This is a genomic window from Paludisphaera rhizosphaerae (genome assembly GCF_011065895.1).
GTDB classification, from domain to species: Bacteria; Planctomycetota; Planctomycetia; order Isosphaerales; family Isosphaeraceae; genus Paludisphaera; species Paludisphaera rhizosphaerae.
The window spans coordinates 21,263-34,629 of sequence record NZ_JAALCR010000033.1; the positions used below are offsets into that span (position 1 = coordinate 21,263).

13 protein-coding genes are annotated in these 13,367 nt (G+C 66.3%); all 13 read left to right on the forward strand.

Annotated features, from left to right (window positions below; genetic code table 11):
- The first annotated feature begins 184 nt into the window (after nt 1-184).
- The 13 genes from G5C50_RS27485 to nuoL all read left to right on the forward strand — a co-directional run bounded on the left by G5C50_RS27485 (nt 185) and on the right by nuoL (nt 13,339).
- Nucleotides 185-1,021, forward strand: a complete 837-nt coding sequence (locus G5C50_RS27485; protein ID WP_165074209.1) for a hypothetical protein — start codon at nt 185-187, stop codon at nt 1,019-1,021.
- Between the two features lie 282 nt (nt 1,022-1,303).
- Complete coding sequence (locus tag G5C50_RS27490) at nt 1,304-1,732, forward strand: NADH-quinone oxidoreductase subunit A (protein WP_165074211.1); 429 nt, start codon at nt 1,304-1,306, stop codon at nt 1,730-1,732.
- Complete coding sequence (locus G5C50_RS27495) at nt 1,723-2,403, forward strand: NADH-quinone oxidoreductase subunit B (RefSeq protein WP_165074213.1); 681 nt, start codon at nt 1,723-1,725, stop codon at nt 2,401-2,403. Before G5C50_RS27490 ends, G5C50_RS27495 begins: the two co-directional genes overlap by 10 nt.
- A complete protein-coding gene (locus G5C50_RS27500) occupies nt 2,400-2,948 on the forward strand; it encodes an NADH-quinone oxidoreductase subunit C (RefSeq protein WP_165074215.1) in 549 nt (182 codons plus the stop codon). The genes G5C50_RS27495 and G5C50_RS27500 overlap by 4 nt, the downstream gene beginning before the upstream one ends.
- 60 nt (nt 2,949-3,008) lie before the next feature.
- The gene (nuoD, locus tag G5C50_RS27505) at nt 3,009-4,229 is read left to right on the forward strand and encodes an NADH dehydrogenase (quinone) subunit D (protein ID WP_165074217.1); all 1,221 of its coding nucleotides are present in this window, start codon (nt 3,009-3,011) and stop codon (nt 4,227-4,229) included.
- A gap of 20 nt (nt 4,230-4,249) precedes the next feature.
- Nucleotides 4,250-4,789 carry an NADH-quinone oxidoreductase subunit NuoE family protein gene (locus tag G5C50_RS27510; RefSeq protein ID WP_165074219.1) on the forward strand — a complete coding sequence of 180 codons (540 nt, stop codon included), beginning with the start codon at nt 4,250-4,252 and terminating at the stop codon, nt 4,787-4,789.
- A 62-nt stretch (nt 4,790-4,851) separates the two neighbouring features.
- The gene (gene nuoF / locus G5C50_RS27515; protein ID WP_165074221.1) at nt 4,852-6,264 is read left to right on the forward strand and encodes an NADH-quinone oxidoreductase subunit NuoF; all 1,413 of its coding nucleotides are present in this window, start codon (nt 4,852-4,854) and stop codon (nt 6,262-6,264) included.
- Between the two features lie 70 nt (nt 6,265-6,334).
- Nucleotides 6,335-8,080, forward strand: a complete 1,746-nt coding sequence (locus G5C50_RS27520) for a molybdopterin-dependent oxidoreductase (protein WP_165074223.1) — start codon at nt 6,335-6,337, stop codon at nt 8,078-8,080.
- Nucleotides 8,081-8,153: 73 nt separating this feature from the next.
- Nucleotides 8,154-9,218, forward strand: coding sequence for an NADH-quinone oxidoreductase subunit NuoH (nuoH, locus tag G5C50_RS27525; RefSeq protein WP_165074225.1), 1,065 nt, complete (start codon nt 8,154-8,156; stop codon nt 9,216-9,218).
- 2 nt (nt 9,219-9,220) lie between these two features.
- Complete coding sequence (locus tag G5C50_RS27530; protein ID WP_165074227.1) at nt 9,221-9,805, forward strand: NuoI/complex I 23 kDa subunit family protein; 585 nt, start codon at nt 9,221-9,223, stop codon at nt 9,803-9,805.
- 54 nt (nt 9,806-9,859) lie between these two features.
- Nucleotides 9,860-10,750: an NADH-quinone oxidoreductase subunit J family protein gene (locus G5C50_RS27535; protein ID WP_165074229.1), complete on the forward strand. Its 891-nt coding sequence runs from the start codon at nt 9,860-9,862 to the stop codon at nt 10,748-10,750.
- A gap of 31 nt (nt 10,751-10,781) precedes the next feature.
- The gene (nuoK, locus tag G5C50_RS27540; RefSeq protein ID WP_165074231.1) at nt 10,782-11,249 is read left to right on the forward strand and encodes an NADH-quinone oxidoreductase subunit NuoK; all 468 of its coding nucleotides are present in this window, start codon (nt 10,782-10,784) and stop codon (nt 11,247-11,249) included.
- 44 nt (nt 11,250-11,293) lie between these two features.
- Nucleotides 11,294-13,339: an NADH-quinone oxidoreductase subunit L gene (nuoL, locus tag G5C50_RS27545; protein ID WP_165074233.1), complete on the forward strand. Its 2,046-nt coding sequence runs from the start codon at nt 11,294-11,296 to the stop codon at nt 13,337-13,339.
- The last annotated feature ends 28 nt before the right edge of the window (nt 13,340-13,367 follow it).

Sequence of the window (13,367 nt, forward strand, 5' to 3'; positions counted from 1 at the left end):
TCGCGGGGAGTTCATGCGCTCACGCGCTGGCACGCCGCGCGCCGATGATCCACGACGGGTCGGGCCGACTCGGCGCGCGTGCGGGGCCTTCTCGCGGGGGGGCTCCGGGGCGTACAATACGATTTGACGTCGCGTCGACGTCGTCTGCCCGTCCCCGGCGTTCCGATCGGTGGAGAGGCCCGTCATGATCCCGTCCTGCTCGCGCGACCGCGTCGCCCGACGCCCTAGCGTCCGGCCGATCCTCGCATTCCTGGCAGCCTCGGTTCTCGTCGGCGAGGCCCACGCTCAGGGCTACGGCCCGGATCCGTTCCGCCCGTACAACTCTCAGTACGATCCCTACGTCTTCGGCGTCGCCCCGGGCGCTCTGGACGGCGTCGGCAATCCCTCGATCAATCGCGCCGGGATCCGCAACGCCAATCAGTTCCGCAGCGTCGTGAACGAGTTGAACGGCATCGGCGTCGGCAACCGCCATGACCAGGTCAACCGCCGCTACGACACGGAGTACGGTCGGATCTACCGACCCAACGCCAAGACCGACAAGAACTCCGACTACGAGACTCAGCGAGCCCAGGCGGCCGACCTCTATTTCCGCTACCTCCGCGAGAAGGACCCTCGCAAGAGGGCGCAACTGCTCCGCGAGTACAACAAGGCCCAGAGCGAAACGTCGCGAGACCTTGCCGCCAGCCCCAACTCCAGGAACGCACGACGGCGGTCGTCGGACACCACTCCCTCGCTGGGCGGGACCGGCGCCGCCCGCCGAGCCGCCGACCGCGACGCCGATCACGCCCCGCCGCCTCCGGATTCCGTCCAGCGAGGGCCGAGCGCCGGTGCGCGAGAGGACCTCGCTCCGCCTCCTCCGGACTCCGTGGGACGCGGATCCTTCTCCTCTCGCCCTGGCGCGCGACGCCCCAAGCCGATCGCCCCCGGCGACGAGCCGATCGGCGCGACTCCGTCGGAGGTTCTCGAACGCGCCACCCGCTCGGGAGGCTCGTCCGCCCCGCCGCCGCCGCCGCTTCCGTGAGGTCGCGCACGGCCTCGGAAATCTCTAGCCCGTTGACGGTGAAGATTCTGGCCTTACAATTGGGCCGTTCTTGAGACGCGTTCATAATGCGGATCGCCGCAGGCGACCCCGGTCGAACCCTTGTCCACTCCGTTCGACCTTGCCCGACGGCGAACCAGTCGGCGACGTGCCTCCCGGCGAAGTCGCCCCGCGAATGAATCGCGTCTTTTTTCGGGCGGGACTTTGTGAAACCCTTCACAAGGTCGTCCGCTCCGACTCTCGCGTAGGGACCGTCCTGAGACGATGACCACCAATTTCACGCCGATCTTCCTGTTCCTGGCGATCGCCGTCTTCACCGGGGTGAGCATGCTCGCCCTGAGTGCGTTGCTGGGACCGTCCAAGAAGACGACGATCAAGCAGATGCCCTACGAGTCGGGCATGGACCCCATCGGCGACGCCCGCCAGCGGTTCGACGTCCGGTTCTACCTGGTCGCGATCGCCTTCCTGCTTTTCGACGTCGAATTGCTGTACCTCTATCCCTGGGCCGTCGCTCAGTGGAGCGCCGACCCGGCCGTGGCTGCGGCAGTGACGCCTCCGGGCGCGACGCCGGCCCTCGCGGGCGTGCCGCCGATCTTCCGAGGAATGGTCTTCTGGGAGATCATGGTCTTCGTGGTCATCCTCGCGGCGGCTTTCGCCTACGCCTGGAAGAAGGGGGTCTTCGAATGGCGTTGAACACCTCGCGATCGGGGTCGGAACTGGTCGTCACCCCCGCCGATCAGCCTGAAGTTCCCGAAAACGTCTTTCTGACGACGATGGACTCGGTCGTGAGCTGGTGCCGCAAGCACAGCCTTTGGCCGATGCCCTTCGCGACCGCCTGCTGCGGGATCGAGCTGATGGCCGTCGGCGCCAGCCGATTCGACCTGGCCCGCTTCGGGGCCGAGGTCATGCGGTTCAGCCCCCGCCAGTGCGACCTGATGATCGTCGCCGGCCGGGTATCGATGAAAATGATGCCCGTGCTCCAGCGGATCTGGCTCCAGATGCCTGAGCCCAAGTGGTGCATCAGCATGGGCGCCTGCGCCAGCACCGGCGGCATCTTCGACACCTACGCGGTGGTGCAGGGGATCGACCGGTTCATCCCGGTGGACGTTTACATCCCCGGCTGCCCCCCGCGGCCTGAGCAGATCCTCCGGGCCGTGATGGACATTCAGGCCAAGGTGCAGAAGGGGGGCACGACCTTCGGCAACGAAGGGCTGCCCGAGCTTCGCGCCCGTGAGAAGTACGTCCTCGCTCAGCGCGAGGCCGCCCCCGGAACCGGCATCGCCGACGAGCGCGGGGACGAGGACCGCTACGGCTACCGCATCCCCGGCGGACCGTCGCAGCTCGGACTCGAGGAGACCCGATGAGCGCCGCTCCCACGACCGAACCCGCCGTGCCTTCCGCCGCGAGTGAGGCGATCCTCACTCAGCTCAACGCAGCGATCGCCGACGCCGCTCCCTGCGTGACCCGCTTCCGCGACAACATCCGGATCTTCGTGGCCCCCGATCGGCTGATCGAAGTGCTCACCGCGCTCAAGGAAAAGTGCGGCTGCGCCTTTCTTTCCGAGCTGGGCGGAGCCGACTACCTGAAGTATCCCGGCGCCCGCAAGGGCCCTCGGTTCGAGGTCCACTACGTTCTCCGCAACCTGGACACGATGGGATTCGTCGTCGTCAAGGCGGGCGTGGACGATCCCGATCCGACCCTCCCTTCGGTCTACGGCCTCTGGCCGGGATGCGACTGGATGGAGCGCGAGGTTTTCGACATGTACGGCATCCGGTTCGAGGGGCACCCCGACCTCCGCCGGATCCTGATGCCCGACGAGTTCGTCGCCTTCCCTCTCCGGAAGGACTACCCGTTGCGAGGCCGCGGCGAACGCCACAACTTCCCCCGGCTGACCCGCGAAGAGTCCTGATCCGTTTCCGCCCCCGGAACGACGACCGTCCCCATTCACGCGAGGCCCGAGAGAGACGTTATGCCGGTCAACCTGCTCGACGAGCCCGAACTGGACAGCGAGGCCAAGCAGGCCACCTGGACCCTGAACTTCGGCCCCCAGCATCCGGCCACGCACACCACGCTGCGCCTGATCCTGGAGCTGGACGGCGAGCGGATCGTCAAGGCGACGCCGCACATTGGCTACCTGCACTCGGGCTTCGAGAAGCTCGGCGAGCACCTGAACTACAACCAGTACGTCACGATCGTCGACCGTAAGAACTACATCAGCCCACCGATGAACGAGGTGGCCTGGCATCACACGGTCGAAAAACTGCTGGGCGTCGAACTGACCCCCCGGTGTCAGTACATCCGGGTCATCATCGGCGAGCTGGGTCGGATCTCCGACCACCTCCTCTGCACGGGGGCCGCGGCGCTCGACCTGGGGGCGTTCACCGCGTTCCTCTACGCGTTCAACCTCCGCGAGCAGATCTACGACGTCTACGAGGAGATGTCGGGCTATCGCTTCCATCCCGGCTACACGCGGGTCGGCGGCGTGCTCTACGACTTCAACGATCGCGTCCTGGACAGGATCAAGCGAGTGCTGACCTCGTTTGTGAAGGTCTACTCGGACATGAGCAAGCTCCTCTTCCGCAACCGGATCTTCCTGGACCGGATGCGGGGGGTCGGCAAGCTCAGCAAGGCCGACGCGATCGGGATGTCCTGCACGGGCCCCGTGGCCCGGGCCAGCGGCGTTCACGTCGACCTGCGGAAAGACGCCCCCTACCTGGCGTACCCCGAGTTCGACTTCGAGGTTCCCTACTGCGAGGAAGGGGACTGCTGGGCTCGCTTCATGGTCCGCATGGAGGAGATGAAGCAGAGCGTCCGGATCATCGAGCAGGCGATGGCCAAGCTGCCGAGCGGGCCGGTGAACCTGCCGATCGCCGAGAAGCTGAACATCCCCGACAAGGCGACGACCTACAACAGCATGGAAGGCCTGATCCAGCACTTCGAGCTGGTCATGCCCAACCGCGGGTTCGAGTCGCCCGTGGACGAGGTGTATGCGGCCGTCGAGGGCCCCAACGGCGAGCTGGGTTATTACCTGGTGGCCGACGGGACCGAGTTCGGCTGGCGGGTCCGCACCCGGCCCCCCTCGTTCATCCACTTCTCGGTCTTCCCGCACATCATCAAGAACCACATGCTCGCCGATATCGTGGCTGTGCTCGGTAGCCTGAGCATCATCGCCGCCGAGCTCGACCGTTGACCGCGAGGGACACCCGACCGATGCCAGCCGAAGCCCCGTCCCGCCCGCCGCAGAAGATCGCGATCCTCACGGAGCCGCTGAAGGAGAAGATTTGCGCCCTCTTCCCGCGGTACCCGAGCAAGCGGGCCGTGACCCTGCCGGCGCTGCACATGGTTCATGAGCACCTCCGTTGCGTGCCGATCCAGGCCATGGCCGAGATCGCCGAACTACTGGAGATCTCGCCGGCGGAAGTCCACGACACGATGAGCTTCTACGGGTTCTTCCCTCAGGCCCCCATCGGCGACGTCCGGGTGTGGGTCTGCCGGTCGATCTCGTGCATGCTCCGCGGCGGCGACGAACTGCTGGAGCACGCCTGCAAGCGGCTTTCGATCCACCCCGGCGAGACGACGCCCGACGGCAAGATCACCGTCGAGTTCGCCGAGTGCCTGGGGATTTGCGACCACGCCCCCGCCGCCCTGGCCGACGACGGCCGGGTCTACGGACCGCTCGACGAGGCGGGGGTCGACGCCATGCTCGACGAGTTGAAGAAGGGCCGCAAGGACGAGGCCCCGCATATCTGACGCGGCCGGCGCCGCCCGCAAACGACCGTCCGACCGCCGAAGACCCTGGAGAACCGACGACCGTGGCCACGTTCGAACCCGTTTTGACCCGCAACTGGAACGTCCCCGACGCCCGTACGCTCAAGGTCTACGAGTCGCGCGGGGGCTACCAGTCGGCGCGCAAGGCGCTCACGACGATGGACCCCGACGCCGTCGTCAACGTCGTCAAGGACTCCGAGCTTCGGGGCCGAGGCGGCGCGGGCTTCCCCTGCGGCCTCAAGTGGACCTTCCTGCCGAAGGACCGCAAAGAGACCCTGATGTGCGTCAACGGCGACGAGAGCGAGCCGGCGACGTTCAACAACCGCTACCTCCTGGAACGCGACCCGCACATGTTCCTGGAGGGGATCCTCATCTCCTGCTTCGCCACCCGGGCGTCGACGGCCTACGTCTACCTCCGGTTCGAGTACATCAACGCCTACAAGATCATGGAGCAGGCGATCGAGGAGGCCCGCGCGGCGGGGCACCTCGGCAAGAACATCTACGGCACCGGCTTCAACCTGGACGTTTGGCTGCACCGCGGGGCGGGCGCCTACATCTGCGGCGAGGAGACCGGGCTGATCGAAAGCCTCGAAGGCAAGCGAGGCTGGCCTCGGATCAAGCCGCCGTTCCCGGCCATCGAGGGCGCCTTCCGCAAGCCGACGGTCGTCAACAACATTGAGACCCTCTGCTGCGTCCCGCACATCATCGAGCGGGGGGCGAACTGGTTCAAGTCGATCGGCACGCCCAAGAGCTACGGGCCCAAGCTGTACACGGTCTCCGGCCACGTCGAGAAGCAGGTCTGCGTCGAGCTGCCGCTGGGCGTGACCACCCGCCAGTTGATCGACGACCACGCCGGCGGCGTCTGGAAGGGCCGCAAGGCCAAGGCAGCCGTCCCCGGCGGCATCAGCATGGGTCTGCTGTCGGCCGACGAGTTGGACGTTCCGCTCGACTTCGAGAGCCTCCGCAAGCCGGGCTGCCTGGGACTCGGGACTGCGGCCGTCACGGTCATCGACGACCACACGCCGATCATCGACTATCTGGTCAACACGGCCCGCTTCTTCGCCCACGAGAGCTGCGGCCAGTGCACCCCCTGTCGTGAGGGGACCGGCTGGATGAACAAGACGATCCACCGCATCAAGAACGGCGGCGGGCGGATCGAAGACCTCGACGTGATGCTCCACCTGGCGAACAACCTGGGAATCATCCCGGGGACCACGATCTGCGGCCTCGCCGATGGTGCCGCCTGGCCGATCAAGAACGCCGTGGCCAAGTTCCGCGGCGAGCTGGAAGAGTACATCCGGACCCACCAGACCCCCGGCGCAGGCCCCACGCCCTTGCAGCTTGACATCGCCGCCGGCCGCAAGGTCGACCTGGTGACCATCGGGAACGCGATCGCAGCGCCGACGGCTCCGCCGCCGGCCGCAGCCCTCCACTCACCCGGGCGGCCCTCCGCCTGATCGACGGCCGCAGCCACTGCCGCGAGCCTTCCCTACGAACGCACACGAGCCCCCTGGACCCGAACGAACGATGGCCACCATCATCATCAACGGCGAGGAACACGAGATCCCCGAAGGGGAGAAGCTCAACGCCATCCAGATGGCGAAGCGGGTCGGGGTCGAAATCCCGTACTACTGCTGGCACCCGGCCCTCTCCGTCGTCGCCAACTGCCGGATGTGCGAGGTCGAGGTCGGCCAGAAGGACCCGAAGACCGGCGAGATCAAGATGCTGCCCAAGCTCGTCCCCGGCTGCCAGACGCCGGCCAAGGACGGGACGGTCCTCGTCACGAACAGCGACAAGGTCCAAGAGCATCAGCGGATGATCATGGAACTCCTCCTGATCAACCACCCGCTCGACTGCCCCGTCTGCGACCAGGCGGGCGAGTGCGGCCTGCAGGACTACAGCTACGCCCACGGGCAGGCGAACCACCGCTTCGTCGAGGAGCGGATCGTCAACCCCAAGAAGGACGTCTCCGACCTGATCCAGTTGAACCAGGACCGGTGCATCATGTGCACCCGCTGCGTCCGGTTCACCCGCGAGATCACCCAGACGGCCGAACTTCAGGTCATGCGTCGCGGCAACCACGCCGAGATCGCCACCTTCCCGGGCGTCACCCTCGACGACAACCCGCTGGCTGGCAACGTCGTCGACCTCTGCCCGGTCGGCGCCCTGCTGGACAAGGACTTCCTTCACAAGCAGCGCGTTTGGTTCCTCAGCAAGCACGACTCGATCTGCACCGGCTGCTCCGGCGGCTGCAACATCAGCGTCGAGGAGAACAAGGGGAAGGTCTGGCGGGTCAAGCCCCGGAACAATCCCCACGTTAACGACTACTGGATCTGCGACAACAGCCGGTACGGCTACAAGGCCGGCGCAGCTCCTGACGACGTCATCCCCGGCATGTTCGTCCTCGACAAAAGCGGCGACCACGTTCAGACGCCCATCGACGAGGCTCTCCGCCGCGTCGTCCGGGGCCTGCGGAACGCGGTCGTCGACGGCAAGGCGGTCGCCGGCGTCCTCTCGCCGTTCCTGACGGTCGAAGAAGCGTACCTCATGGCTCGCTACCTCAAGGACGTGACCACCAGCTCGGTCCTGGCTCTCGGTCCCGTTCCCGTCAAGGGCGAGGATCGGACGTTCGCCCCCGACAAGACCAAGGGCCGTTCGGGCGACACCACGTTCCTGGTCCCCCGGCCGTTCACCATCCACGCCGAGAAGGCCCCCAACGCCCGGGGCGTTCGGGCCGTCGTCGAGAACTCCCAGGGCTCAGTCGTCGACTACGCCGATCTGCTCAAGAAGATCGAGGCCGGCGAGGTGGGCGCCCTGTACGTGACGGGCGGCTATCCCGAGGACTGGATCGACGAGGCCACGGCCGCGATGATCCGGGAGAAGGTCGGCTTCATCGTCGTGCAGGATTCGCGGGTCTCGGCCCTGGCTCACAAGGCTGACGTCGTGCTGGCCGGCGGAACTTACGCCGAGAAGGCCGGGTCCTACGTCAACTGCGACAACCGGCTCCAGTACGCGGGGGCTTCCCTGCCTCCTCGCGACGGCTCGCTGCCGGACCTCGACCTGTTCGGCGTCCTGCTCGATCGGCCGGGCCCGGTCCGGTCGGGCGAGGTGCTCGCCGAGGTGGCCGAGGCGATCCCGGCGTTCGCGGCGGTGAAGGGGGGCGTCGTCCCCAAGTACGGCGTCGTACTCGGCGGCGAGGCGGCCCCGGAGAACGGCCAACCGCCGTTCGTCGACGCCTGGTTCACGCCGATGGGCGCTGCGAAGTCGCGCTGATTGAGAAGAGGCGGAGCAGGGCGGACGTGATCGATCACCATACGGCTCGGGACGAAGCGGCGAGGAAGGCGATATGACGATCTGGGTGTTGATCGGGATCCTCATCAAGATCCTGGTCATTGTCGGAATCACGCAGGGGACGGTGGCCTACCTGATCCTGGTCGAGCGGAAGATCGCCGCCTGGGCCCAGGACCGGATCGGCCCGAACCGCTGCGGTCGGACGCTCGGCGTCCCGTTCGCCCTCATCCAGCCTCTGGCGGACGGCGCCAAGATGCTGCTTAAAGAAGACGTGATCCCGAAGTACGTCACCAAGCCGCTCTACCTGCTGGCCCCCTGGATCGCCATCGTGACGGCGATGATCGGCTTCGCCGTCGTGCCGTTCGGGCCGACCGGGCCGGAGCAGATCATCGACTTTCAGCTCGCCCCCAACGTCGACATCGGCATTCTCTACGTGCTGGCCGTCGGCAGTCTGGCGGTCTATGGCGTGATCCTGGCCGGCTGGGCGTCGAACAACAAGTACTCGTTCATCGGCGGCCTGCGGTCGAGCGCCCAGCTCATCAGCTATGAGATCCCCCTGGGGCTGTCGATCCTGGGCATGGTCCTGATCGCCGGCTCGCTCGACCTGAGCAAGATCATCAACTGGCAGACCCAGAAGTTCTACGGCATCCCCTGCTGGGGCGTCCTTGCCCAGCCCCTCGGATTCATTCTGTTCTTCACGAGTGCGTTCGCCGAAACGAACCGCCTGCCTTTCGACTTGCCGGAGTCCGAACAAGAGCTCGTCGGCGGGTTCCACACCGAATACTCGGCGATGAAGTTCGGTATGTTCTTCCTCGGCGAATATCTCCACGTGATCACGGTTAGCTTCATCACCGTGATCCTCTTCTTCGGTGGGTGGGATTTCCCGTACCTGACCTACCCAGAGCAGACGGCGTGGTACTGGACGATCCTCAAAGTGGCGGTGATCACCATCAAGGTGATGATCGCGATCATCTTCATCATGTGGATCCGCTGGACGCTCCCCCGCTTCCGCTACGACCAACTGATGGACCTGGCCTGGAAGTCGATGATCCCGCTGGCCCTGATCAACCTGGTGGCGACGGCCGCGATCGTGCAACTGGTCCGGACGTACTGGAGCTGAACGTGCGACTCGACGACCCCAAGCTGAAGAAGATCGAACCGCCCCGGTTGTCGCTGGCCGACCGGTTCTTCCTGCCGCAGGTGGCGGCCGGCCTGCTGGTGACCGGCAAGCACATCCTGGACGTCCTGATCAAAGACACGGCCATCACCGTGCAGTACCCCGAGGTGCAGCACGTCCCCAGCCCGGTCTACCGAGGCGTCCACCGTCTGAACAAGGACGAGGAAGGGCGGCCCAAGTGCGTCGCCTGCATGCTCTGCGCCACGGCCTGCCCGGCGCACTGCATCGACATCGTCGGCGCGACGGCCCCGGAATCCTGGCCCGACCGCGAGAAGTACCCGGAGAGCTTCGTCATCGACGAACTCCGCTGCATCTACTGCGGGATGTGCGAGGAAGCCTGCCCCGTCGAAGCCATCGAGCTGACCGGCCTGTACGACCTCACCGGCCTGTCTCGCGAGGAGATGATCTTCGACAAGACGAAGCTCCTTTCCGTCTTCGACGTGACCCGCGACGCCGAGCCGATGAAGTTCACCACGCCGCCGCCGGCCGGAACGGGGCCGACCCAGGCGCTCGAATCCCCGGTCAGCTGACCCGACCCGCAGTCTGATCGACCGATCGACCACTAGACCAGGCGACGAAGTCCCATGAACGGTTCCATGATTCTCGCGACGATCGGAGTCGTCCTCGGAGCAACCGGGACGTACATTCTGCTGCCGCACAGCCGCGGCGACGTCAAGTCGCGGAACAACTACATCCTGGGCGGCGTCCTGGCCGGGCTGGGCCTGATCGGCTTCCTGTTGCTCCTGACGCCCCCAGACGTCTCGCCGAACCCCGCGCCGGCGGACTTCTCGTCGCTCGGCATGATGATCACCGGCGCGTGCTTCTACCTGTTCGCCGCCGGAGCGATCGGGACGGCCGTGATGACGGTGACCAGCCGCAACCCGGTCTACAGCGCCCTCTGGTTCACGGGCGTGATCGTGTCGACGGCCGGCCTGTTCCTGCTGATCGACGCCCAGTTCCTCGCGGCGGGTACGGTCATCGTTTACGCCGGAGCGATCATCGTCACGTTCCTGTTCGTGATCATGCTGGCCCAGATGGAAGGCAAGGCCGTCTACGACCGCGCGGCGAAGACGCCCGGTCGGGCGGTGTTCACTTCCTTCCTGCTGCTCTGGAGCCTGATGTACTGCCTGGCCGTGGTGCCGGGTTCTCATCGTCCCCCGACCGCCGGCGCCAACGATCCGCTTGAGGACCGCCTCCGCCGCGGTCGCGAACTGGCCGAGTATTACCGAGGCAAGGGGCCGATTGAGACCAAACTGGTCCTGGAGCGGGCCCTCAGGCCGACCTCCTCGCTCTTCTTCGACGGCGATCACCAGAAGCCCAAGCCCAACGTCGCCGGCCTGGGCGAGGCGCTCTACGCCGACCACCTGCTGACGGTCGAAATGGCCGGCGCGATTCTGTTCGCCGCGCTGATCGCCGCCGTCCTGATCGCCAATCCCAAGCCCCTGCGGCCGGTCGACGCTCCGACCGAGGCCTGACCCCAGCCCCAGGAACCAGACGGACGAAGCCATGATCGACCTGTTCACAAGCCAGCTCCTGACCAACTACCTCCTGGTGGGCGCGGCGCTCTTCGCGCTGGGGATGCTGGGGTTCATCTCCCGGCGGAACATGATCGTGATGTTCCTGTCGGCCGAAATGATGCTTCAGGGCGTAGCCCTGTCGCTGGTGGCCTTCGGCCGCTACCACGGCAACTGGACGGGCCAGATCTTCACGATCGTGATCCTGACCGTGGCGGCCTGCGAGGCCTCGATCGCCATGGCCCTGATCGTGATCCTGTACAACCGGCGGTCGTCGCTCGACGTGACCCTCTGGCAGGACGTTCGCGAGCCCGGCCTGGAGCCGTCCGACCTGGCCGAGGAAGCCGCCGAGGCCGCTCCGCTGGAGCCCGTCGCCGGTCCCGAGTCGTACCCTCACCTGACCCCCGCCGGCGTCGAGCCGGCCCACCCGATGAAGCCCTGGACCGAGCGCCGCAGCTGAGAGCGGGCGAAGCGAGAACCTAGAGGAAGAAGAGGAGCCGCGTCGTGGGTTTCTTCGTGTCGAACATCTGGCTGATCCCGTTCTTGCCGCTGCTAGGCGGCTTGATCGCGGGGTTCGGCGCGCGTCGGTTCAAGATCGACCCCTTCATTCCGGTCGCGCTGGGCGTGGGCCTGGCGTTCCTGGTCTCGCTGGGCGCCTGGGTCTCGGCCGACGCGGAGAAGACCGTGCTGGTCTCCAAGTGGATCCAGGCCGGCTCCCTCTCGGTGCCGCTGGAGTTCCGCGTCGACGGCCTGACGACGCTGATGCTCTCCATGGTCACGTTCGTCTCGACCCTGGTGATCGTCTTCGCCTCCGGCTACATGCACGGCGACCCGTCGTACCCGCGGTTCTTCGCGTTGATCGGCATGTTCGTCTTCTCGATGACCGGGCTGGTCCTCTCGAACAATTACCTGCTGACCTATGCCTTCTGGGAAGGCGTGGGCGTCTGCAGCTACCTCCTCATCGGCTTCTGGCACGCGAAGCCCTCGGCCTCCGCGGCGGCGATGAAGGCCTTCATGATCAACCGGGTCGGCGACGTCGGCTTCGCACTGGCGATCTTCTGGCTCTGGACGATCGTCCCGAATCATGACCTGAGCTATCAGAACGTGCTGGCTGAGTCGACGCTGCACGGCCTCTCGGACGCGGCCAGGATCGGCATCCCGCTCCTCCTCTTCTGGGCGGCGACCGCCAAGTCGGCCCAGATCCCGCTCTATGTCTGGCTGCCGGACGCGATGGAAGGCCCGACGCCCGTCTCGGCCCTCATCCACGCCGCGACGATGGTCACGGCCGGCGTCTACCTGATCGCCCGGTCAACCCCGCTGGTCGCCCTGGCCCCGGAGGTGCAACTGCTCATCTCCATCACAGGCTGTGCGACGGCCCTGCTGGCGGCCCTGATCGCCCTGACGCAGAACGACCTCAAGCGGGTGATGGCCTACTCGACGGTCAGCCAGCTCGGTTACATGTTCATGGCTTTGGGGGCCGGCGTCGGCTCGGTGGCCAAGCTTGCGGTGGTCGCCGCGATGTTCCACCTCTTCACTCACGCCTTCTTCAAGGCCCTGCTGTTCCTCGCATCCGGCAGCGTGATGCACGCGATGGGCGACGTGATCGACATGCGACGATTCCGCGGTCTGCGGCATCGGCTTCCGATCACCTGCGCGACCTTCGCCGTCGGTGGACTGGCTCTCGCGGGCATCGTGCCGACGGCCGGGTTCTTCAGCAAGGACGAGATCCTGCTGGCTCTGGAATCCGCCCCGCACGCCGCCCATGAGATCCACTTTGAATACGGCTGGGTCTACAAGGTGATTTACTGGATCGCCATCTTCACGGCGTTCATGACGGCCTTCTACACCTTCCGGGCGTTCTTCATGACCTTCTGGGGCCCCGAGAAGCTCCCCAGCCCGGACGATCCGGAGGCCCTGGAGCTTGTCGACGCCCACGCCGCCCACGGTCATGGTCATGGTCATGACGATCATGGTCACGGCCATGGCGAGGCCCACGGTCACGGCGGTCACGAGATCGGCGTCGAGTCGCCGCCGATCATGACCTACCCCCTGATGATCCTCGCCGGGTGCGCGGTCCTCGTCGGCATGGCCTTCGGCCCGACCGGTTGGTTCGAGGGGCACTTGCACCACACGCTCGGCTTTGAGGGGCTCGGCGGCGGCGAGCACGCCTTCAGTTGGGGAACGGCGATCATCAGCACGCTCGCGGCGCTGGCGGGCATTGCCATGGCTTATGGCATGTACGCCGAGCCCAGCCCGCTCCCGTCTCGGATCGCGACCACGATCAAGCCTCTCTACAAGGCGTCGCTCGGCAAGTTCTACATCGACGAGATCTACCAGGCGACCGTGCTCAAGGCGGTGACGGCTCTGGCGGCGATCTCGCGGATGCTGGACGTCAAGCTGGTCGACGGGATCGTCCAGGGAGTGGCCAAGCTGCCGCGAACGGCGGCCCGCGAGGTCCTCTCGAAGTATCAGAACGGCCTGATCCAGTTCTACGCAGCAGCCTCGGCGCTGAGCATCGTTCTGCTGCTCTGGGTGCTGCTCTTCACCTGAGATCCACGGACTGCACGCGAAGGCGACG

Excerpts from the sequence above, each read along its gene's own strand:
- G5C50_RS27520 (WP_165074223.1), top strand. The coding sequence starts at position 6,335 with ATGGCCACCATCATCATCAACGGCGAGGAACACGAGATCCCCGAAGGG.
- G5C50_RS27495 (WP_165074213.1), top strand. The coding sequence starts at position 1,723 with ATGGCGTTGAACACCTCGCGATCGGGGTCGGAACTGGTCGTCACCCCC.
- G5C50_RS27535 (WP_165074229.1), top strand. The coding sequence starts at position 9,860 with ATGAACGGTTCCATGATTCTCGCGACGATCGGAGTCGTCCTCGGAGCA.
- nuoK (WP_165074231.1), top strand. The coding sequence starts at position 10,782 with ATGATCGACCTGTTCACAAGCCAGCTCCTGACCAACTACCTCCTGGTG.
- nuoD (WP_165074217.1), top strand. The coding sequence starts at position 3,009 with ATGCCGGTCAACCTGCTCGACGAGCCCGAACTGGACAGCGAGGCCAAG.
- G5C50_RS27485 (WP_165074209.1), top strand. The coding sequence starts at position 185 with ATGATCCCGTCCTGCTCGCGCGACCGCGTCGCCCGACGCCCTAGCGTC.
- G5C50_RS27510 (WP_165074219.1), top strand. The coding sequence starts at position 4,250 with ATGCCAGCCGAAGCCCCGTCCCGCCCGCCGCAGAAGATCGCGATCCTC.
- nuoH (WP_165074225.1), top strand. The coding sequence starts at position 8,154 with ATGACGATCTGGGTGTTGATCGGGATCCTCATCAAGATCCTGGTCATT.
- G5C50_RS27500 (WP_165074215.1), top strand. The coding sequence starts at position 2,400 with ATGAGCGCCGCTCCCACGACCGAACCCGCCGTGCCTTCCGCCGCGAGT.
- G5C50_RS27490 (WP_165074211.1), top strand. The coding sequence starts at position 1,304 with ATGACCACCAATTTCACGCCGATCTTCCTGTTCCTGGCGATCGCCGTC.